Below are 19,897 nucleotides of genomic sequence, written 5' to 3' on the forward strand. Positions count from 1 at the left end.
GTCCGACACCACGTCACTTGGCAGGCCGGGCGGCCGAAACCGGCCGATCCAGCGAACCGCGCATCGTGGCACACATCACAGCGAGAACGGTTCCACCCAAAAGATAGACGTACACGCCGATTCCGGACGAACCGAGGAGGAAGTCCCCCTCGGGGCGCGGAAGGCTGAGCATCACGTACGAGAGGAACCAGCCGACCACGGCGCCGCCCAGCCCGTAGCCGGTCCCGAGGGCGATCCGCCCCCCGAGGAACAGCCCGAAGACGGCCAGCAGGGCGAGCAGCAGACCGCCGGGGAACCAGAGGTCGACCACCAGCCAGCCGGCCGCGCCGGTCAGCGCGCCCGCGATCACCATGCCCAGGCAGCCGGCGATCCGGCCGGCCGTGACCGTGCCGCTCATGCCTCCACCCCCGCGAAGAGGTCGTGTTCGCGCTCGCCCGCCGGGGCGCCCGGCTGGCCTGCGACGAGTTCGTAGTACTCGCGGGTGAACAGCGGCTGTGCCAGGTCGTTGGAGAGGGCGAAGAAGGGCCCGTCCACGGCGATCTGGGTGGCGTGGGCCCGCATGGCGGCCGCCTTCGCCGCCACGAGGGTGTCCTTGGCGTCGATCTCGGCGGTGATCCGCTCGTCGGCGACGACCCCGGGCACGTCACCGGGCGAGCCCACCGCAGGGAAGGGCAGTTCGCCCCCGGCGGCGCGCAGCAGGGCGAAGCCCTCCTCGACCACCGAGCGCGGGACGCGGTTCCAGTAGATCTTCCCGACCGCGTGGGGCTCGCCGAGGTCGCGCCGGTACGCGGTCTCCGCGGCCAGTTCGGCTGCGCGCATGGCCACCCGGTGGGCCTGGATGTGGTCGGGGTGCCCGTATCCGCCGTCCGGGTCGTAGGTGACGAGCACCTGTGGCCGCAGCTCCCGGATGACCTCCACGAGGTACGCGGCGGCCTCGTCCACGTCGGCCGCCCAGAAGGCCTCCGGGCGGTGGTTCTGCGGGGCGCCCATCATCCCGGAGTCCCGGAAGCGGCCGGGGCCGCCGAGGAACCGGTGGTCGTGGACGCCCAGTTCCGCCATGGCCGCGGCGAGCTCGCCGACGCGGTGCGCGCCGAGGGTGTCGTCGCGGTCGGCCGCCAGGTGGGCGAGCCCGGGCGGGATGACCTCACCCTCCTCGCCCAGGGTGCAGGTCACCAACGCGACGTGGGCGCCCTCGGCCGCGTACTTGGCCATGGTGACGCCGTTGTTGATCGACTCGTCGTCGGGGTGCGCGTGCACGAGGAGCAGACGACGGGCGGGAAGACCGTTCATGGGGCCTAGCCTACGAGGCAGGACCTAGAACTTGAGGCCACTGATCATGCTCGCCACGTTCGAGGTGAGCTGGCTGAGGGTCGGGGCGATGGTGGAACTCGCCAGGTAGAAGCCGAGCAGTACGCAGACCACCGCATGTCCCGCCTTCAGGCCCGCCCTTCGGACCAGCAGGAAGACGATGATCGCCAGCAGCACCACGGCGGAGATCGAGAGTGCCACGGCGTTTCACCTCCACGTCGAGCGGACATCGGTACGCGTATTCGTGCTCGGCAGGACTCATACCCACCGTGCGCTACGGATCATAACTATCCGTACCAGCGCATCGATCGAAATCCGGCAGCACGAGGGGCGCATGCCGCGCATGAGTGGGGTCACGGGGAGGCCGGCCGGCGAGGCCGTACGCCTCCCCGGCCGGCTGTCGGCACCCGCACGGCCGCACGACATCCAGGTTGCATGCCCCAGATCTCGGGGCAGAAACGGTCAAGTTGCCCCCACGTAAACGGAGTTGCCGTAGCGCCTGCCGTTTCCCCACCTGGCGTACAGGGGTGGCCGGAAATGATCGGTCAGCGCCTACTCCTTCGTCAGCGGATCCGTCGGCGGCGGGGATGACGCAGGAGGTGGCGGCGCTGACGGGGGCGGCGTGTCCGCCGGCGGGACCACCCGTTTCTCCGCCGCGAAGTGGCAGGCCGACGGGTGTGCCGCCGGGCCCGAGGGGAAGACCTGCGGGACCGCGAGCAGCGGGACCTCCGCCGTACAGCGCGGCTCGGCCTTCCAGCAGCGGGTGCGGAAGGGGCAGCCCGAGGGCGGGTTGGCCGGGGACGGGACGTCGCCGGTGAGGATGATCCGCTCGCGGTGGGCGCGGGCCTCCGGATCCGGGACCGGGACGGCGGAGAGCAGCGCCTGGGTGTACGGGTGGGTCGGGTGGTCGTAGATCTGGCTGTCGGTGCCGATCTCGACGATCCGGCCCAGGTACATGACGCCGACCCGGTCGGAGATGTGCCGGACGATCGAGAGGTCGTGCGCGATGAAGACGTAGGACAGGTCGAAGTCGCTCTGCAGCCGGTCCAACAGGTTGATCACCTGGGCCTGGACGGAGACGTCCAGCGCGGAGACGGGCTCGTCGGCGACGATGATCTCCGGTTGCAGGGCGAGGCCGCGGGCGATGCCGATGCGCTGGCGCTGGCCGCCGGAGAACTGGTGCGGGTACCGGTTGATGTACTCCGGGTTCAGACCGACGACGTCCAGGAGCTCCTGGACCTTCTGCCGGCGGTTGCCCTTGGGAGCCACCTCGGGGTGGATCTCGAAGGGCTCCCCGATGATGTCGCCGACCGTCATGCGCGGGTTCAGCGACGTGTACGGGTCCTGGAAGACCATCTGGATGTTGCGGCGCACGGCCTTCAGGGCACGCCCCGACAGCTTGGTGATGTCCTCGCCCTTGTACGAGATCGCGCCGGCCGTCGGCCGCTCCAGGTGGACCAGCATCTTGGCCACGGTGGACTTCCCGCAGCCGGACTCGCCCACGATGCCGAGCGTCTCACCGGCGCGCAGGTCGAAGGAGACCCCGTCGACCGCCTTGACCGCGCCGACCTGCTTGCGGAAGACGATGCCCCGGGTCAGCGGGTAGTGCTTGACCAGGCCCTTCACTTCCAGCAGGGACTCAGCCATGGAGGCATTCCTTCCAGAAGTGGCAGGCGCTGGTGCGCTCCACCGGGGACTCGGTCACCCGGTACAGCGGCGGGACGTCGGTGCGGCACACCGCCTGCGCCATCGGGCAGCGCGGATTGAAGGCGCAGCCGGGCGGGATGGCCACAAGGTTCGGCGGCAGGCCCTTGATGGCGTACAGCTCCTGGCCCTTCTGGTCCAGGCGCGGGATGGAGTCCAGCAGGCCGCGCGTGTACGGGTGCGCGGGCGCTTTGTAGATCTCGTGGACCGGAGCCGCCTCGACGATCCGGCCCGCGTACATGACCGCGATCTTGTCGGCCACGTCGGCGACCACCCCCAGGTCGTGGGTGATCAGGATCAGGCCCATGTTCAGCTCGCGCTGGAGCTCGGCCAGCAGGTCCATCACTTGGGCCTGGACGGTGACGTCGAGGGCCGTCGTCGGCTCGTCCGCGATGATCAGTGAGGGCTCCAGGGCCAGCGCCATCGCGATCATGATGCGCTGGCGCATGCCGCCCGAGAACTGGTGCGGGTAGTCCCCCACCCGCTCCTTCGCCGCCGGGATCCTGACCCGGTCCATCAGCTCGACGGCCTTGCCCTTGGCGTCCTTGCGGGACATCCCGCGGTGCACCTCGTACATCTCGCCGAGCTGCGCGCCCACGCTCAGGACGGGGTTCAGGGAGGACAGGGCGTCCTGGAAGATCATCGCCATCTCGGCGCCCCGGATCCTCCTCCGTTCCTCCTCCTTCATCGTGAGCAGGTCCTTGCCCTTGAAGAGGATCTCGCCGCCCGCGATCCGGCCCGGCGGCATGTCGAGGATGCCCATCACGGCCTGTGCGGTGACCGACTTGCCGGAACCCGACTCGCCGAGCACGGCGAGCGTCTCGCCCTCGGCCACCGAGTAGTTGACGCCGTTGACGGCCTTGGCGACTCCGTCGCGCGTCTTGAATTCCACGTGCAGGTCGCGGACTTCGAGCAGCATGTGCGGGGCTCCTCAGCGCAGCTTGGGGTCGAGGGCGTCGCGCACCGCGTCGCCGAGCATGATGAAGGCGAGCACGGTCAGGCTCAGCGCGCCGGCCGGCCAGAGCAGCATGTGCGGGGCGTTGCGGATCTGCGAGGCCGCGTTGGAGATGTCGATGCCCCAGGAGACGGTGGGCGGGCGCAGGCCGACGCCGAGGAAGGACAGGGTGGCCTCCAGGGCGATGTAGGTGCCGAGCGCGATGGTGGCGACGACGATGACGGGGGCGATGGCGTTGGGCGCCACGTGCCGGAGCATCATCCGGCCGTTGCCTGCGCCGAGGGCCCGGGCGGCCTGGACGTAGTCGTTCTGTTTGGCGGTGATGACGGAGCCGCGGCCGATGCGGGCGATCTGCGGCCAGCCGAGGAGCACGATGAAGCCGACCACCGGCCAGACGGTGGTGCTGGTGACCACGGACAGGAAGACCAGGCCGCCGAGGACGACGGGGATGCCGAAGAAGATGTCGGCGACCCGGGAGAGCAGCGCGTCGCCCCAGCCGCCGAAGAACCCGGCGAGCCCGCCGAGCAGCGAGCCGAGCAGGGCGGCTCCGAGGGTGGCGCAGACGCCCACGGTGATGGAGGCGCGGGCCCCGTAGACGGTACGGGTGTACACGTCGCAGCCCTGGGTGTCGTATCCGAACGGGTGGCCCGGGGAGGAGCCCTGCTGCGACTTGGACAGGTCGCACTGCAGCGGGTCGCCGCTCGCGATGAGCTGCGGCCAGATCGAGATGATCACGAGGAAGAGGATCATCAGCGAGGAGATGATGAAGACGGGGTTGCGACGCAACTGGTGCCAGGCGTCGGACCACAGCGAGCGGGCCCGTCCGCCGGAGGCGGCTGACGGGTACAGCTCGCCGGGGCCGGTCCCGCCCGGCGGGCCGGTCCACTCGATGCCCTCGACGCTCTCGGCCGCCTCGATGGCAAGATCTATGGGTCCCCCCTGACCCGTCGGCGAGACCGCCTCGTGCGGGCGGGGACCGACGGGGTCGTAGCCGCCGGGCCCTTCGGGACGCTCGGGGTCAGGCATAACGGATCCTCGGGTCCAGGACCGCGTAGAGCAGGTCGACGAGCAGGTTCGCCAGCAGGAAGACGATGACGAGGATGGTCACGAAGCCGACCACCGTCGGGGAGTTGTTGCGCAGGATCCCCTGGTAGAGCTGGTATCCGACGCCGTGGATGTTGAAGATCCGCTCGGTGACGATGGCGCCGCCCATCAGGGCGCCGATGTCGGTGCCGATGAAGGTGACGACGGGGATGAGCGAGTTGCGCAGCAGGTGGCGGGTGACGACCCGACGGCGCGGCAGGCCCTTGGCGACGGCGGTGCGCACGTAGTCGGCCTTGACGTTCTCGGCGATGGAGGTGCGCGAGAGCCGGGTGACGTAGGCGAGGGAGACCAGCGCGAGCACGATGCCGGGCAGGATCAGCTCGTTCAGGGGGGCGTCCGGGGAGACGGTGGGCCGCACCCAGCCCCATTTGACGCCGAAGAGGTACTGGAGCAGATAGCCCGTCACGAACGTCGGTACGGAGATGACGACGAGGGTGAGCACCAGCACGGTGGTGTCGACGGACTTGCCGCGGCGCAGGCCGCTGATCACGCCGAGGGTGATGCCGATGACGATCTCGAAGAAGATCGCGACCAGGGTCAGGCGCAGGGTGACGGGGAAGGCGCTGGCCATCAGCTCGGTGACCGGCTGGCCGTTGAAGGCCGTGCCGAAGTCGCCCTTGAAGATCTGGCCCATGTAGTGGACGTACTGCTCCCACAGGGGGCGGTCGAGGTAGAGGTCCTTGCGGATGCGCGCGGCGGTGGCGGGGTCGGGCGCCTTGTCGCCGAAGAGGGCCGCGACCGGGTCACCGAGCGCGTACACCATGAAGAAGATCAGGAACGTGCTGCCGATGAACACCGGGATCATCTGGAGCAGCCGCCGGATCACATAACGTCCCATGGACTGCTCCAGGATCGATCCGAAACGCGGGTCAGCCGACCTTGATCTGGTCGTACACGGGGACGCTGAACTGGTTGAGCGACACGTCCGAGAGCCGCTCGGCGTAGCCCGCGCTGCCGTTCTGGTACCAGAGCGGGATGGCCGGCATCTGCGCGGCAAGGATCTTCTCGGAGTCCTGGAACTTCGCGATGGCCTTGGTCGGGTCGCTCTCCTGGTTGGCCTCGTCGACGAGCTTGTCGAAGTCCGCGTTGCTGAACTTCCCGTAGTTGGAGGAGGCTCCGGTGTAGTAGAGGGGCTGGAGGAAGTTCTGGATCAGGGGGTAGTCGGCCTGCCAGCCCGAGCGGAAGGGGCCGGTCAGCTTGAAGCTGCTCTGCTGGTTGCGGAAGTCGGCGAAGGTGCCGATCGGGTTGACCGTGCACACCGGGCCCTCGCCCAGTGCGTTGTTGATGCTGTTGCAGACGGCGTCCATCCAGTCGCGGTGCGAGCCGGTGTCCACGTTGGAGGTCAGCGTGACCTTGCCGCCGGGGAGCCCGCCGGCGTCCGTGATCAGCTTCTTGGCCGCGACCGGGTCGTAGACGCAGGCGTCGCCGCAGACGGTGGAGGAGAAGCCGCCCTTCTCGCCGAGGGCCGGGGAGGTCCAGTCCTTGGCCGGGGTGCGGGTCTCCCGGAAGATCTGCTTGGTGATCTCGTCGCGGTTGATGGCCCGGGAGATGCCGATCCGGACGTTCTCCATGCCCTCCTTGCTCCACTGCGGGTCGTACAGCGGGAAGGTGAGCGTCTGGATGATGAGGGCCGGCTGGTTGATGTACCGGTCCCCCAGGTCGTTCTTGACGTTCTTGAGTTGCTGCGCCGGGATGTCGTCGACGAGGTCGAGGTTGCCGGAGATCAGGTCGGTGTAGGCGGTGTTGTTGTCGGTGTAGACCTTCAGGTCCACACCGCCGTTCTGCGCCTTGTCCGGACCGGGGTAGGTGTCCCACTTGCGGAGCTTCATGCCGGTGCCCTTGGTGTACGAGTCCACCGTGTACGGGCCGTTGCCGATCGGCTTGTCCAGCCAGCCGGCGTGGTCGGTGAAGAAGGCCTTGGGCAGCGGGGAGAAGGCCTGGTAGCCGAGGGTCTCGGGCCAGGTGGAGAACTTGTTCTTCAAGGCGACGGTGAAGGTCTTGTCGTCCTTGACGACCAGTCCGGACATCGTCTTGGCCTTGGGCTCGCCGGAGGCGGGGTGGACGTCCGCGTATCCGACGATGTCGGAGAAGAACGGCGAGTTGTTCTGCTTGTTGCGCACGTCCGCGCCGTAGTTCCAGGCGTCGACGAAGGACTGCGCGGTGACCGGCTCGTCGTTGCTGAACTTCCAGCCGTCCTTCAGCGTGATGGTGAAGTTCTGACTGTCCGTCGTCTCGATCTTCTCGGCGACCATGTCGAGGGCCTCGCCCGTCTTCGGGTCGTAGCGCTTGAGGCCCCGGAAGAGCATGTCGAGCACCTTGCCGCCCTGCACCTCGTTGGTGTTGGCGGGCTCCAGCGGGTTCTGCGGGTCGCCCCAGGAGGAGCTGACGATTCCCGCCTCGCCGCCTCCGCCGCTGTCGCTACCGCCGCCGCAGGCCGTCGCCACGAGGGCGACGGCCACCGCACCAGCGGCCCACTTGGCGTGGGTGGCTCCGCGCATGGAGTGCCTCCTAGGGGTCCCAAGACTCGCTTAGGGGCCTATGTCACCCTATGTGGAGCCCTGCACACTCCCGGTTGGACCGATTGCACCCGCGCGTCACGCCCCTGTCACCCCTGGGGGTGCAAGGAAAGCTCCCACGAGTCGACCGCGTAGTGCAGGCCCATGCCGTGCGCCTCGTACAGCGCGAGCGCGCCGGTCTCGTTGCGGGTGTCCACGCCGAGGCCCACGCAGTCCCGGCCGCGCTCCGCGTAGACGGCGAAGCAGTGGCGGAGCAGGAAACCGCCGACGCCCCGGCCGCGCACCTCCTCGGCCACGCCGATGTGGCTGACCCAGGCCATGCTCGTACGGTCGTCCCGGGTGAGCAGCACGGCCGCGTCGCCGTGGCCGGGCAGGCTCGCGATCCACACCAGCGACCAGTCGAGCCCCCGGCCGTCCATGTGGTCCAGCCAGGTCTCGTACGGGCGGTCCACATGGCCGAAGTGCGCGGCGAAGGTCCGCTCGATCAGGGCGTGGGCCCGGTGGCGGTCGCCCTCGTCGTCGGCGCAGTGCCGCAGGGTGAGTCCGGCCGGCGGGGGCGGCGCCGGGTCGGCTGCCGGGGACAGGGAGCGGGTCATGACCTGGTAGCGGCGGATGGTGCGGTAGCCGCGCCCGGCGAGGAGGGCCAGGTCGAGGGTGGGCTCCACGTTGAGCTGGAGCCTCAGGACTCCCTGACCGCCGGTCAGCTCCCGGGCCCGGGCCTCCATGCGCTGGAGCAGCAGGTCGGCCGCCTCGTGGTGGCCGGGCAGCACGTAGTGGTCACCGTCGACGCGCCCCGGGCCGGAGTCCGCCCAGACCAGGGCGTAGGCGACGAGCCTTCCGTCCTGGAAGGCGAGCCAGGAATCGGTGGACAGGTCCACGTCGGGGGCGTTGAGGTCGGACTCGACGGTGCCCAGATCGGTCTCCGGGCGACCGATCTCGATCAGGTCGACGGCATTGAGCAGGGCGCAGATGTCGGACGCGTCCCCGGGCCCGGCGGGCCGTACGGTGAGGATCATGCCGTCACTCTCCGTCCACGGCTCCGGGGGCGCAAGCGGTTTCCCGAGGACCCCGGACCGGCGACGAAAACGGCTGGTCCCCGGCGCCGTGGGGCACCGGGGACCAGCCGTTCGCGAGCAACGCGTCGGTCAGACGGCCAGGATGGCCTTCTCCTCGGCGAAGTGGCACGCGGACTCGTGCGCGGCCAGGGTGTTCACGCCCTTGAAGCGCTCCGGGATCGCCAGCAGCGGCTCCTCGGTGGAGCACTTGTCCTGGGCCTTCCAGCAGCGGGTGCGGAAGCGGCAGCCCGACGGCGGGTTGGCCGGGGACGGGACGTCGCCGGTAAGGATGATCCGCTCGCGGCCCTCGCGCGCGTCCGGGTCCGGGACCGGGACGGCGGAGAGCAGCGCCTGGGTGTACGGGTGGGTCGGGTGCTCGTAGATCTCGGCGTCGGAGCCGATCTCGGCCATCTTGCCCAGGTACATGACGCCCACGCGGTCCGAGATGTGCCGGACGATCGAGAGGTCGTGCGCGATGAAGAGGTAGGAGAGGTTGAACTCGTCCTGCAGCTTCTCCATCAGGTTGATGACCTGGGCCTGCACCGACACGTCGAGCGCGGAGACCGGCTCGTCGCAGATGATGATCTCCGGCTGCAGCGCGAGGCCGCGGGCGATGCCGATGCGCTGGCGCTGGCCGCCGGAGAACTGGTGCGGGTACCGGTTGATGTACTCCGGGTTCAGACCGACGACGTCCAGGAGCTCCTGGACCTTCTGCCGACGGTTGCCCTTGGGAGCCACCTCGGGGTGGATCTCGAAGGGCTCCCCGATGATGTCGCCGACCGTCATGCGCGGGTTCAGCGACGTGTACGGGTCCTGGAAGACCATCTGGATGTTGCGGCGCACGGCCTTCAGGGCACGGCCGGACAGCTTGCTGATGTCCTGGCCCTTGTAGAAGACCTCGCCGGCGGTCGCCCGCTCCAGGTTCATCAGGAGCTTGGCGACCGTGGACTTGCCACAGCCGGACTCGCCGACGATGCCGAGGGTCTCGCCCTGGTAGAGGTCGAAGGAGACCCCGTCGACCGCCTTGACCGCGCCGACCTGCTTCTTGAACAGGATTCCCTGGGTCAGCGGGAAGTGCTTGACCAGGTTACGGACCTGGAGGATCGGCTCGCGCTCGGTGGCGTTCTTGGTGAGCTCAGCCATGGATCTGGTCCTTCCAGAAGTGGCACGCGCTGCCGCGGCCGGGCAGTTCGGTGCCGTCCTGCTCGGTGACCGGGTGCAGCACCGGGATCTCGGTGCGGCAGATGTCCTGCGCCTTGGGGCAGCGGGGGCTGAAGGCGCAACCCGTCGGGATGCGGAGCAGGTTGGGCGGCAGACCCTTGATCGCGTAGAGCTCCTGGCCCTTCTGGTCCAGGCGCGGGATCGAGTCCAGCAGGCCGCGGGTGTACGGGTGGGAGGGGCGCTTGTAGATCTCGTGGACCGGAGCGGTCTCGACGATCCGGCCCGCGTACATGACCGCGATCTTGTCCGCGACGTCGGCGACGACGCCGAGGTCGTGGGTGATCAGGATCAGGCCCATGTTCATCTCGCTCTGGAGCTCCGCGAGCAGGTCCATGACCTGTGCCTGGACCGTCACGTCGAGGGCCGTGGTCGGCTCGTCCGCGATGATCAGGTCGGGCTCCAGGGCCAGCGCCATGGCGATCATGATGCGCTGGCGCATGCCGCCGGAGAACTGGTGCGGGTAGTCACCCACGCGCGCCTTGGCGGCGGGGATCTTCACGCGATCCATGAGCTCGACGGCCTTGCGCTTCGAGTCCTTCTTGGACATGCCCCGGTGGACCCGGAACATCTCGCCGAGCTGGTCGCCCACCGAGTAGACCGGGTTCAGGGAGGACAGCGCGTCCTGGAAGATCATCGCCATCTTGTCGCCGCGGAGCTTGCGGCGCTCCTCGTCGGACATCTTGAGGATGTCCTTGCCGTGGAAGCGCACCTCGCCACCGGCGACCCGTCCGGGCGGGCTGTCGAGAATGCCCATGATCGCCTGCGCGGTGACGGACTTGCCGGAGCCGGACTCGCCGAGCACGGCGAGGGTCTCGCCGGCGCTGACGCTGTAGCTCACGCCGTTGACGGCCTTGGCGACCCCGTCACGCGTCTTGAACTCGACCTGGAGGTTGTCCACCTCCAGCAGCGGCACGGCGGATCCGCCGCCCGTCTCCGCAACGCTGAGAATCTCCGACGTGGTCACGCCGCCACCTTCGTCCTGCTTGCTGATGTTGTCTCGGGGCATCGGGCGGCCCTACCGGAGCTTCGGGTCGAGCGCGTCGCGCAGGCCGTCGCCGACGAAGGCGAAGCCGAGCACGGTGACGACGACGAAGAGGCTGGGGAAGTACCACAGGTAGTCGCTGACGCCGATGAAGCCCTGGCCGGCCGCGAGCATGTTGCCCCACTCGGGGACGTCGACGGGAACGCCGGCGCCGAGGAAGGAGAGCGCCGCTACGCCGACGATCGTGGTGCCGACGTTGAAGGTCGCGTAGACCAGCACGGCGGTCAGCGAGTTGGGCAGGATGTGCGTGCGGACGACGCGCCAGCCGCTGGCGCCCAGCGCCTTGGCCGCATGGACGTAGTCCATCTCGCGCACGGACAGGATCGAGCTGCGCAGGAGCCTGGCCACGGTGGCCCACGAGAAGATGGCGAGCGAGATGATCACCGGGGTGATGCCGCGTCCGGTGACCAGGATGATGACGATGGCACCGATCATCAGCGGGAACGCGAGGAAGACGTCCGCGATGCGCATGACCAGGGTGTCGGCGAAGCCGGGGAAGTAGCCGGCGATGGCGCCGAGGATGACACCGATCAGCACCGCGAAGAAGATCGAGGCGAGGCCGACGAACATGGCCACGCGGGTACCGGCTATGAGGCGCGAGAACTGGTCGCGGCCCAGGGCGTCGGTACCCATCCAGTGGGTTCCGTTGGGCGCCGCGAGGGTGTTCTCCAGGTCCTGCGCGCCGGGGTCGAACGGGGCGAGCATGTCCCCGAAGATGGCGGTCAGGAACAGCAGGCAGATGATCACGAGGCCGACGACGGCCAGCTTGTTCTGAACGAAGCGGTGGCGGATCTCGCCCCACTGGCTCAGTTGTTTGGGGGCGGGTTCGGCCTTGGCCGAAGCGGACGACACGGGGTTCTCGTCCCCGATCGCCGGGCTCGTTGCGAGCTCAGACATGAGGAAATCCTCCTTGGGGGCGGTCAGCTGAGGCGGATACGCGGGTCGAGGGCCGCGTACAGCAGGTCCACGATGAGGCTGAGGACGACGAAGATGGCGACGCTGTACGTCACGACGCCGATCACGATCGGGTTGTTCTGCTGCTGAATCGCCTGAACCAGTGCCAGACCGACACCGTCCCAGTTGAAGATCGCCTCGGTGATGAGCGCACCGCCGAGGAGTCCGCCGAAGGAGATGCCCAGGTAGGTGACCACGGGGATGGACGAGTTGCGCAGGACGTGCTTGAACAGCACGCGCCGGCGCGGAAGGCCCTTGGCCACGGCCGTCTTCACGTAGTCCGCGCGCAGCACCTCGAGCATCGTGCCGCGGGTCAGGCGGGCGACGAAGGCGATGTCGGTGATGGCGAGGGTCACTGCAGGAAGGATCATGCCGTTGAGCTGGTCACCGCCGATCGGCGGGAACCACTGGAGTTCCACGGCAAAGTACTTCTTGAGCAGCATGCCGATGACGAAGGTCGGGAAACCGACCGCCATCGTCGTAAAAAATGTCGTGGTCATGTCCAGCATGCTGTATCTGTAGAGCGCGGAGATGATGCCCACGCCCATACCGAACGCCGTGACGAGAACGATGGCCAGCAGGGCCAGCTTCGCGGTGTTCTGCAGCTTCGGGCCGAGGATTTCGGAAACCTCGCGCCGCTGGATGAAGTCCTCACCGAGGTCTCCGGTCGCGACCTTCGCGACATAGTTCACGTACTGCTCGGGCAGCGACTTGTCGAGCCCGTAACGCTCCTTGAGTTCCGCGACCACTGCAGGGTCACGTGCCTTGTCGCTGCCCGCGATCGAACCCACGGGATCACCGGGGAGAACGAACAGACACGCGAACAGAACCATGGTCGCGCCGATGAGGACTATGACCATCTGCCCGAGGCGACGGGCGACGTACCTTCCCATGTTTTGCCTCTCTACCTGGCCGCTTCTGGGAGCAGCGGCCTCCGACCCAAGGAACGGGTCGGCTCTCGGCCTGCGGGGATTGCCCGCGGATGTGAGGGGTGCCGAAGTAAGAACGGCCTGCCGAGCGAGGCCGCGGCCCACCGGTCACCCGGGGGCCGCGGCGCGTTCGCTCCTGACGGATATACCGTCCGAACCGATTACTTCTTGAGCGAGATCTTCTCGAGGATCGGGTCCTCGTTGAAGTTGATGTCGTCCAGACCGTTGAACTTGTCCGTCGCCATCAGGCGGAACTGGGAACGGTTGAAGGTCGGGATGAGGGCCATGTCCTCCATGGCCATCTTCTCGGCCTGCTTGTACATCGCGATGCGAGCGGCCTCGTCCTTGGTGGCGCGGGCCGTGTCGATCAGCTTGTCGAACTCGGGGTTGTTGTAACGGACGCGGTTGTCACCGGCCACGTTGCCCTCGGCGTCCTTGTTCATCGAGGCCGAGTGCAGCAGCGGGAACAGGAAGTTCTCCGGGGTCGGGTAGTCCGCGCCCCACGCGAAGCGGTAGATGCCCGTGGCGCCGGTGCCCTGCTGCTCCTTGAGCATGCCCGGGAAGTCCTTGCCGTCCAGCTTGACCTTGACGCCGAGGACGTCCTCGAGCTGCTTCGCGATGGCCTGGACCCACTCTTCGTGGCCCGCACCGGTGTTGAAGCTGAACTTGATCTCGGTACCCGGCTTCAGGCCGCCCTTTTCGGCGTGCTCCTTGGCCTTGGCGACGTCCTGCTTGATGCAGGAGGTGCACAGGTCCTTCTGGTACGCCTTCGGGAACGACGGCGGCACGATGGTGGTCGACGGGGTCTGGAAGCCCTGGAAGACACCCTTGGCGATGGCCTGACGGTCGATCGCGTAGGAGATCGCCAGACGGGCGTCCTTGTTGTTCGTCGGCCCGTTGTCACCGATCGGCAGAACGAAGTTCATGCCGTTGGTGTCCTTGGCGAACCACTTGTTCTGCGCCTTGTACTTCGCCTCGGCCGTCTTCAGCATCGGCGTCGGGATGTGCGCGTAGTCGAAGGTGCCGGCCTGGAAGCCGTCGTACTCGAGCTGGTGCGCGGTCTTGTCGTTGAGGAGGGTGACCTGGACCTTGCCCAGGGACGCCTTCTCCAGCCCGTAGGTGTCGTTACGGACGAGGTTGATCGCCTTGTTGTGCTCCCACGTGCCGTCCATCTTGAACGGACCGTTACCGATGGGGGCCTCGCCGAACGCCTTGTCCTCTTCGCCGACCTTGGCGACCTTCGGGACCGGGCTGTAGGCGTTGTGCGCCGTCTTCAGGACGAACTCGCAGTCCGCCTTGGCCAGGTCCACCTTGATGGTGGTCGGGTCCGGCGTGGTGACACCGGAGAAGGTCTTGGCGGAGCCGTCCTGCAGCTGCTCGTAACCCTTGATGCCGGCGAAGTGGTACGCCACGTCGGACGCGGCGGCCTTGTGCGCGGCACGGGCCCAACCACGGGCGAACGACTCGGCGTCGACGACCTCGCCGTTGGAGAACTTGGTGTCCGGCTTGATCTTGAAGGTCCAGGACAGGCAACCCTCGTCCGACGTCGCCGACTCGGCGAGCGCGGGCTCGGCCAGGCCGTCCGGCGTGTTGCCGTACAGGCCGGTGAACAGGGCGTTGGCCAGCAGGACGCCGGTGGACTCGTGGGCACGCCCCGGGTCGATGGTGTCCGGCTCCGTGCTACCGAGCCGGAACACGCCACCGTCGGCGCTGCCCTTGTCCTTGTCACCGTCACCGCCGCCACAGGCGGTAGCGGCCAGGGCGACGACAACCGCGCCCACGACCCACTTGGCGCTCTTGGCACCGCGCATGGGTTTCCTCCTCATGAGTCCACTGATCGACTTGAGGGGCAAAAAAACCTCGCCGACACCCCTGACGGCGAGCATTTCCGTGCCCATAGTGTGCTCGTGAGTCGGCGCGATCCCCACATCGCGTGACCCATTGACCCGAGCTCAATGGAGCCATCCTCAGGGACGGTCAGGCCGTAAACCACACTTAAGTGGTCTCGTTTTCACAACATCGATCCGCGTCAGAAACCCGAAATCCGGACAAACGGATAGGAGACAGACACGTGCGAAACGGACGGTTGGCTCATCTTCCGGAGCGTCACGGTCGGTATGCGGACACCTGAACGCAAAAATCCGCTTGACACAAGCGAACAGCCCCTCCCTTCACGGACTCCGTGAAGGGAGGGGCTGTTGCACGACCAGGGCCCTGCGGCCGGCTGTGCCCGCCGTGGCCGCGGCCCGAGCAAACCCGGGCGAACGGCCGTACGGCTGTTGCTACTTGGCCTACTTGGCGGACTTGGCGCGCGACGCGGTGCGCGAGCGCTCCTTCTGGTCCAGGACGACCTTGCGGATGCGGACGGCCTCGGGGGTCACCTCGACGCACTCGTCGTCGCGGCAGAACTCCAGGGACTGCTCCAGCGACAGCTTGCGCGGCGGGATCACGTTCTCCGTGTTGTCCGCGGAAGCCGCACGCATGTTGGTGAGCTTCTTCTCCTTGGTGATGTTCACGTCCATGTCGTCGGAGCGCGAGTTCTCGCCGACGATCATGCCCTCGTACACCTCGGTACCGGGCTCGGTGAACAGGACGCCGCGCTCCTGCAGGTTGATCATGGCGAACGGCGTGACCGCACCGGAGCGGTCGGCGACCAGGGAGCCGTTGTTACGGGTCACCAGCTGGCCGAACCACGGCTCGTGGCCCTCGTGGATCGAGTGGGCGATGCCCGTACCGCGGGTGTTCGTCAGGAACTCCGTACGGAAGCCGATGAGGCCGCGCGACGGGACGACGAACTCCATGCGGACCCAGCCGGAGCCGTGGTTCGACATGTTGTCCATGCGGCCCTTGCGGACGCCCATGAGCTGCGTGACCGCGCCCATGTGCTCCTCGGGGACGTCGACCGTCATGCGCTCGACCGGCTCGTGCACCTTGCCGTCGATCTCCTGCGTGACGACCTGCGGCTTGCCGATGGTGAGCTCGAAGCCCTCGCGGCGCATCTGCTCGACCAGAATGGCGAGCGCGAGCTCACCGCGGCCCTGGACCTCCCAGGCGTCCGGACGCTCGGTCTCGAGGACGCGGAGCGAGACGTTACCGATCAGCTCGCGGTCCAGGCGGTCCTTGACCTGGCGGGCGGTGACCTTGCGGTCCTTGACCGCGGACTTGGCGTCCGCGCCCTTGCCGGTGCCGCCGCGGCCGACCATCGGGGAGGTGTTCGTACCGATGGTCATGGAGATCGCCGGCTCGTCGACCGAGATCAGCGGGAGCGCGATCGGGTTCTCCGGGTCGGCCAGGGTCTCACCGATCATGATGTCGGGGATACCGGCGACCGCGCAGATGTCACCCGGGCCCGCCACCTCGGCCGGCTTGCGGGTGAGCGCCTCGGTCATCATCAGCTCGGTGATGCGCACGTTGGAGATCGAGCCGTCGCGCTTGATCCACGCGACCGTCTGGCCCTTGCGCAGCTCGCCCTGCTCGACGCGGAGCAGCGCGATGCGGCCGAGGAAGTTGTCGGCGTCGAGGTTGGTGACGTGGGCCTGCAGCGGGGCCTCTTCGTCGAACGTCGGGGCCGGGACGTGCTCCAGGATCGTGGAGAAGAACGGCTCCAGGCTGTCGCTGTCCGCGGGGACGGTGCCGTCCTCCGGCTTGGTCAGCGAGGCGATGCCGTCACGGCCGCAGGCGTAGACGATCGGGAACTCGATCTGGTCCTCGGTGGCGTCCAGGTCCAGGAACAGGTCGTAGGTGTCGTTGACGACCTCGTCGATCCGGGAGTCCGGGCGGTCCGTCTTGTTGATGCAGAGGATGACCGGCATGTTCGCCTGCAGGGCCTTGCGCAGGACGAAGCGGGTCTGGGGCAGCGGACCCTCGGAGGCGTCCACCAGCAGAACGACGGCGTCCACCATCGACAGACCGCGCTCGACCTCACCACCGAAGTCGGCGTGGCCGGGGGTGTCGATGATGTTGATCGTGATCGGGGCCCCGCCGTCCTTGGGGTGATACTTCACCGCCGTGTTCTTGGCGAGGATCGTGATGCCCTTCTCACGCTCCAGGTCGTTCGAGTCCATCATGCGGTCGTCGAGCTGCTGGTGGGCGGCGAAGGCACCGGCCTGCTTGAGCATGGCATCGACGATGGTCGTCTTGCCATGGTCGACGTGGGCGACGATGGCGACGTTACGGATGTCGTGGCGCGTGGGCACTTCGGCGCTTCTCCCGGGATCGTGGATGGCGTCGCGTACGGTCCGGCACGCGCGCCTCGGCCGGGCGAAAACCTGCCACGGCCTTACCCCATGGTACGTCGCGCGGCGGGAACCGCCCGCCGGGGGGTCTGTCAAGAGGCCGGATGAATGAGTGCGGCCGAGCGCTGCGTGGGGTGCCTCGACCGCCGTTCCTGCTGGTGAACACACGGGTCAACGGGTACGCACGACCTTGCCCGCCGGGGGATCCGGCGGGCAAGGGACTTGAGTCACATCTGAGCTTGTGACCCCGCGGTCAACCAGACAGGCACCGCTTTTTCACCACTTCTTCTCCCGCGCTACTTCTTCTTGTCCTTCGCGGTCAGGGCCTTCTTCCAGCCGATGTCCTGGTAGCGGGGGGCGCCGAGGCCGAAGGCGCCGGCGTTGGCGAGGCTCGGCTTGACCGCCACCAGCTCCGGGCGCTGGAAGAGGGGGATGGAGCCGGCCGCGGCCCAGATCCGGGCGTCCGCCTTGCGCATCAGCTCACGGGACTGCTCCTCGTCCAGTTCACCGACCGCCTGGTCGAAGAGCTGGTCGATGTGGTCGGTGCCGACCCGCGTGTAGTTCTGTTCGACGAGGAGCGAGCCGTCCGCGGCCGGCTCCGGCTTGGCGAAGATGGGCCGGGCGTCGGTGGCCGGGTAGGCCGTCGCGGGCCAGGAGTACAGGGCCAGGTCGTACTGGCCGGAGGCGATGTGGTCCTTGAAGAAGCTGGCGTCGGCCACCTTGATCGTCTCGGTGTTCACGCCGACCTTGCGGAGCATCCCGGCGATCCGCTCGCCGACCGCGCGCAAGGACTCCGAGCCGGGGCCCGCCGGGAGGACGAAGCGCAGGCTGAGCGCCTTGCCGTCCTTGGCGAGCATGTTGCCGGAGGTGCGGACGGGCTGCTTGGCGGGGGCCGGGGCCGGGGAGGCCTTGGCGGGGTCGGCCCCGTCTCCGTCGCGGGCCGGGGCCCCCTTGCCGTCGTCGGCGTCCTCCGCCCGGGCGGTGCGGGCGACCCGGGCCGCCTGGGCGAGCAGGGACGCCTGCTGCTGGGCCCCGAAGGGGGCGGGGGCGAGCACCGGGGACGGCCCGTCCTGGGCCTGCGCCGGACCGGTGTCGCTCTTCGGGCGGTCGGCGGTCGCCGGCCGCGGCTCGCCGCCCGCCCCGTCGTCCTGGCCCACGATGTAGAGCCCGTCGTTCCCGGTGCCCGGGCCCGACGGGGTCTTCGAGTCGTCCTGCGGCGCGCTCTCCGGGCCGGCCTTGGCGCCCGCGGGCTCGGTGATCTTGCCGCCCTTGCGCCAGCCCGCGTCCGCGAACAGGGCCTGGGCCGCCCGGGGGTCCAGGCCGCCGAGCGCGTCGCTGTTGTCGGCGTACGCCCGTTGCCCCGCCAGGGCCAGGTGGCTGCCGACCGGCTTCGCGGGCAGGCCGAGCGGCGCCAGCACGACTTCGGCCAGCGCCTTGCGGTCCAGGGCCCGGGCCACCGCCCGGCGCACCCGCTCGTCCGCCAACGGGCCGGAGGCCCCGTTCATCGCGAGCTGCGTGTAGGCCGGCTCCAGGGACTTCCGCACGGTGAAGGCCTTCAGCGCCGTCTGCTCGGCCGCGTACTGCTTGACCGAGGCGAGGTGCTTCTGGCGGCTCTCCGTCTCCGCCGCGGCCTTGTCCTCGTCCGCCCCGAAGGCGGTCGCCCAGGACAGCGTGGCCTGCGCCGGCGTCAGCGCGGCCTCCGGGCCGTGGGCCGGGGCGCCGCCCGTGCCCGGGCCGTTCTTGGCGGCCGCGTCCCGGCGGGCCAGTGCGATCCGGTCGGCCCCGGCCCGGTCGATCTCCGCCAGATCGAGCTTCCCGGCGGCCAGCGCCGCCGGGCGCTCGGCCCGCGGGACCGCCGTCAGGACCAGCGTGTCCAGCTTGGCCGGACGGCCCCACCAGCGCGCGTTGCGGGTCAGGGCGGCGGTCCCGGCCTTCTTGTCGATCGTGCTCAGCCCGAAGGGTCCGGCGGTGATCTTCAGGGCGCCGCGGACGCCCTCGTTGAAGGCCTCCGGGGTGCCGGTGACCTGCTTGGGGTAGAGCGGGGTGAAGAGGGAGCGCCAGTCGGCGTACGGCTTGTTGAAGGTGACCCTGACCTCCAGGTCGGTCTTGCCCTTCTCGATCTTCTCGATCCGGTCGTAGCCGGCGTTGCGCGCCGTCCAGTACGCCGAGTCCTTGCCGTTCAGGGCCCGCCACTGCGCCACGAAGTCGGCGGCGCCGATCTCGCGCCCGTCGCTCCACACCGCCTTCTGGTTCAGCTTGTACTGGACGACCTGCTTCGGCTCCCGCTCGATGACCTCGGCCTTCTCCAGGTAGTCCGGGTTGACCACCGGCCGCCCCTTGGCGTCCAGCACGAACAGCTGCGGCAGCACGGCGCCGGCGATCCTGTTGGTGGTGGCGTCCGCGTCGGCCTGGAAGGTGTTGAAGGTGTCCGGCAGCGCGTCGACCGCCCAGCGCAACACACCCCCGTCCGCGACCTTGTCGCGGGTGGTCGTGGCGATGTCCTGTTCCGCGGCGGCCTGGCCGCCCTCGTCGTCACCCGCGCCGCAGCCCGTGAGCAGCGGCAGTGCGAGGACTCCCGAGGTCAGGAGCGCCAAGGACCTGCGCCTTCTCTGGGACATGGGTGGTACCTCCGGGGCGGGGCGTGGGGGAAGCATGATCACGTTCGGCGGTATATGGAGCTGATCACACCGGTTGCCGGAACCCACTGAAATAGACGGTCCGCCGCACCCCTCGCAGCCGCCTCTCGCCACGCCGCGAACCCCACCCGTGCGGACCAATCCCGCTTGCGCCGCAGGAGGCGTTCCCCCGGGAGAGGGATGAGAATGGGGGCAGGGAGGGGCGCACGGTTCACGCCTGCGCGCCCGCAATCGCTGC

16 protein-coding genes are annotated in these 19,897 nt (G+C 68.7%); all 16 read right to left on the reverse strand.

The annotated features are described in order from the left end of the window. Positions 1 to 13: 13 nt before the first annotated feature. On the reverse strand, positions 14 to 397 hold the full coding sequence (locus OG207_RS16090) for a DUF6113 family protein (protein WP_329099220.1): 384 nt from the start codon (positions 395 to 397) through the stop codon (positions 14 to 16). Beyond that, entirely contained in the window at positions 394 to 1,290 is an 897-nt protein-coding gene (gene mshB, locus OG207_RS16095; RefSeq protein WP_329099222.1) for an N-acetyl-1-D-myo-inositol-2-amino-2-deoxy-alpha-D-glucopyranoside deacetylase, read from the reverse strand. Before mshB ends, OG207_RS16090 begins: the two co-directional genes overlap by 4 nt. Before the next feature lie 24 nt (positions 1,291 to 1,314). After that, the gene (locus OG207_RS16100; RefSeq protein WP_030012369.1) at positions 1,315 to 1,509 is read right to left on the reverse strand and encodes a hypothetical protein; all 195 of its coding nucleotides are present in this window, start codon (positions 1,507 to 1,509) and stop codon (positions 1,315 to 1,317) included. 351 nt (positions 1,510 to 1,860) lie between these two features. Then, a complete protein-coding gene (locus tag OG207_RS16105; protein ID WP_329099223.1) occupies positions 1,861 to 2,955 on the reverse strand; it encodes an ABC transporter ATP-binding protein in 1,095 nt (364 codons plus the stop codon). After that, positions 2,948 to 3,931 (reverse strand): ABC transporter ATP-binding protein, encoded by a 984-nt coding sequence (locus tag OG207_RS16110; protein ID WP_329099225.1) that lies wholly within the window; start codon positions 3,929 to 3,931, stop codon positions 2,948 to 2,950. Before OG207_RS16110 ends, OG207_RS16105 begins: the two co-directional genes overlap by 8 nt. Positions 3,932 to 3,943: 12 nt before the next feature. Then, on the reverse strand, positions 3,944 to 4,993 hold the full coding sequence (locus OG207_RS16115) for an ABC transporter permease (RefSeq protein ID WP_329099226.1): 1,050 nt from the start codon (positions 4,991 to 4,993) through the stop codon (positions 3,944 to 3,946). After that, the gene (locus tag OG207_RS16120) at positions 4,986 to 5,909 is read right to left on the reverse strand and encodes an ABC transporter permease (RefSeq protein ID WP_329099227.1); all 924 of its coding nucleotides are present in this window, start codon (positions 5,907 to 5,909) and stop codon (positions 4,986 to 4,988) included. Before OG207_RS16120 ends, OG207_RS16115 begins: the two co-directional genes overlap by 8 nt. Positions 5,910 to 5,940: 31 nt before the next feature. Next, entirely contained in the window at positions 5,941 to 7,569 is a 1,629-nt protein-coding gene (locus OG207_RS16125) for a peptide ABC transporter substrate-binding protein (RefSeq protein WP_329099229.1), read from the reverse strand. A gap of 107 nt (positions 7,570 to 7,676) precedes the next feature. Then, a complete protein-coding gene (locus OG207_RS16130; RefSeq protein ID WP_329099231.1) occupies positions 7,677 to 8,603 on the reverse strand; it encodes a GNAT family N-acetyltransferase in 927 nt (308 codons plus the stop codon). 129 nt (positions 8,604 to 8,732) lie between these two features. Continuing rightward, positions 8,733 to 9,785: an ABC transporter ATP-binding protein gene (locus OG207_RS16135; RefSeq protein ID WP_329099232.1), complete on the reverse strand. Its 1,053-nt coding sequence runs from the start codon at positions 9,783 to 9,785 to the stop codon at positions 8,733 to 8,735. Continuing rightward, positions 9,778 to 10,869, reverse strand: coding sequence for an ABC transporter ATP-binding protein (locus tag OG207_RS16140; protein WP_402695372.1), 1,092 nt, complete (start codon positions 10,867 to 10,869; stop codon positions 9,778 to 9,780). The genes OG207_RS16135 and OG207_RS16140 overlap by 8 nt, the downstream gene beginning before the upstream one ends. Before the next feature lie 9 nt (positions 10,870 to 10,878). Continuing rightward, on the reverse strand, positions 10,879 to 11,802 hold the full coding sequence (locus OG207_RS16145) for an ABC transporter permease (protein WP_329099234.1): 924 nt from the start codon (positions 11,800 to 11,802) through the stop codon (positions 10,879 to 10,881). 23 nt (positions 11,803 to 11,825) lie between these two features. Further along, positions 11,826 to 12,752 carry an ABC transporter permease gene (locus tag OG207_RS16150; protein ID WP_030016617.1) on the reverse strand — a complete coding sequence of 309 codons (927 nt, stop codon included), beginning with the start codon at positions 12,750 to 12,752 and terminating at the stop codon, positions 11,826 to 11,828. 197 nt (positions 12,753 to 12,949) lie between these two features. Continuing rightward, positions 12,950 to 14,599, reverse strand: a complete 1,650-nt coding sequence (locus OG207_RS16155; RefSeq protein ID WP_329099235.1) for a peptide ABC transporter substrate-binding protein — start codon at positions 14,597 to 14,599, stop codon at positions 12,950 to 12,952. Positions 14,600 to 15,079: 480 nt separating this feature from the next. Continuing rightward, positions 15,080 to 16,984 carry a translational GTPase TypA gene (typA, locus tag OG207_RS16160; RefSeq protein WP_329099237.1) on the reverse strand — a complete coding sequence of 635 codons (1,905 nt, stop codon included), beginning with the start codon at positions 16,982 to 16,984 and terminating at the stop codon, positions 15,080 to 15,082. Between the two features lie 335 nt (positions 16,985 to 17,319). Beyond that, entirely contained in the window at positions 17,320 to 19,641 is a 2,322-nt protein-coding gene (locus tag OG207_RS16165; RefSeq protein WP_329099239.1) for an ABC transporter family substrate-binding protein, read from the reverse strand. Positions 19,642 to 19,897 lie beyond the last annotated feature (256 nt).

Source organism: Streptomyces sp. NBC_01439 (assembly GCF_036227605.1).
GTDB lineage: Bacteria > Actinomycetota > Actinomycetes > Streptomycetales > Streptomycetaceae > Streptomyces.

What these genes read in the sequence shown, in the direction of transcription:
- OG207_RS16120 (WP_329099227.1), bottom strand. Translation starts at nt 5,909, where the DNA reads ATGGGACGTTATGTGATCCGGCGGCTGCTCCAGATGATCCCGGTGTTC.
- OG207_RS16090 (WP_329099220.1), bottom strand. Translation starts at nt 397, where the DNA reads ATGAGCGGCACGGTCACGGCCGGCCGGATCGCCGGCTGCCTGGGCATG.
- OG207_RS16145 (WP_329099234.1), bottom strand. Translation starts at nt 11,802, where the DNA reads ATGTCTGAGCTCGCAACGAGCCCGGCGATCGGGGACGAGAACCCCGTG.
- OG207_RS16150 (WP_030016617.1), bottom strand. Translation starts at nt 12,752, where the DNA reads ATGGGAAGGTACGTCGCCCGTCGCCTCGGGCAGATGGTCATAGTCCTC.
- OG207_RS16130 (WP_329099231.1), bottom strand. Translation starts at nt 8,603, where the DNA reads ATGATCCTCACCGTACGGCCCGCCGGGCCCGGGGACGCGTCCGACATC.
- OG207_RS16165 (WP_329099239.1), bottom strand. Translation starts at nt 19,641, where the DNA reads ATGTCCCAGAGAAGGCGCAGGTCCTTGGCGCTCCTGACCTCGGGAGTC.
- OG207_RS16115 (WP_329099226.1), bottom strand. Translation starts at nt 4,993, where the DNA reads ATGCCTGACCCCGAGCGTCCCGAAGGGCCCGGCGGCTACGACCCCGTC.
- OG207_RS16140 (WP_402695372.1), bottom strand. Translation starts at nt 10,869, where the DNA reads ATGCCCCGAGACAACATCAGCAAGCAGGACGAAGGTGGCGGCGTGACC.
- OG207_RS16135 (WP_329099232.1), bottom strand. Translation starts at nt 9,785, where the DNA reads ATGGCTGAGCTCACCAAGAACGCCACCGAGCGCGAGCCGATCCTCCAG.
- OG207_RS16155 (WP_329099235.1), bottom strand. Translation starts at nt 14,599, where the DNA reads ATGCGCGGTGCCAAGAGCGCCAAGTGGGTCGTGGGCGCGGTTGTCGTC.
- OG207_RS16105 (WP_329099223.1), bottom strand. Translation starts at nt 2,955, where the DNA reads ATGGCTGAGTCCCTGCTGGAAGTGAAGGGCCTGGTCAAGCACTACCCG.
- OG207_RS16125 (WP_329099229.1), bottom strand. Translation starts at nt 7,569, where the DNA reads ATGCGCGGAGCCACCCACGCCAAGTGGGCCGCTGGTGCGGTGGCCGTC.
- mshB (WP_329099222.1), bottom strand. Translation starts at nt 1,290, where the DNA reads ATGAACGGTCTTCCCGCCCGTCGTCTGCTCCTCGTGCACGCGCACCCC.
- OG207_RS16110 (WP_329099225.1), bottom strand. Translation starts at nt 3,931, where the DNA reads ATGCTGCTCGAAGTCCGCGACCTGCACGTGGAATTCAAGACGCGCGAC.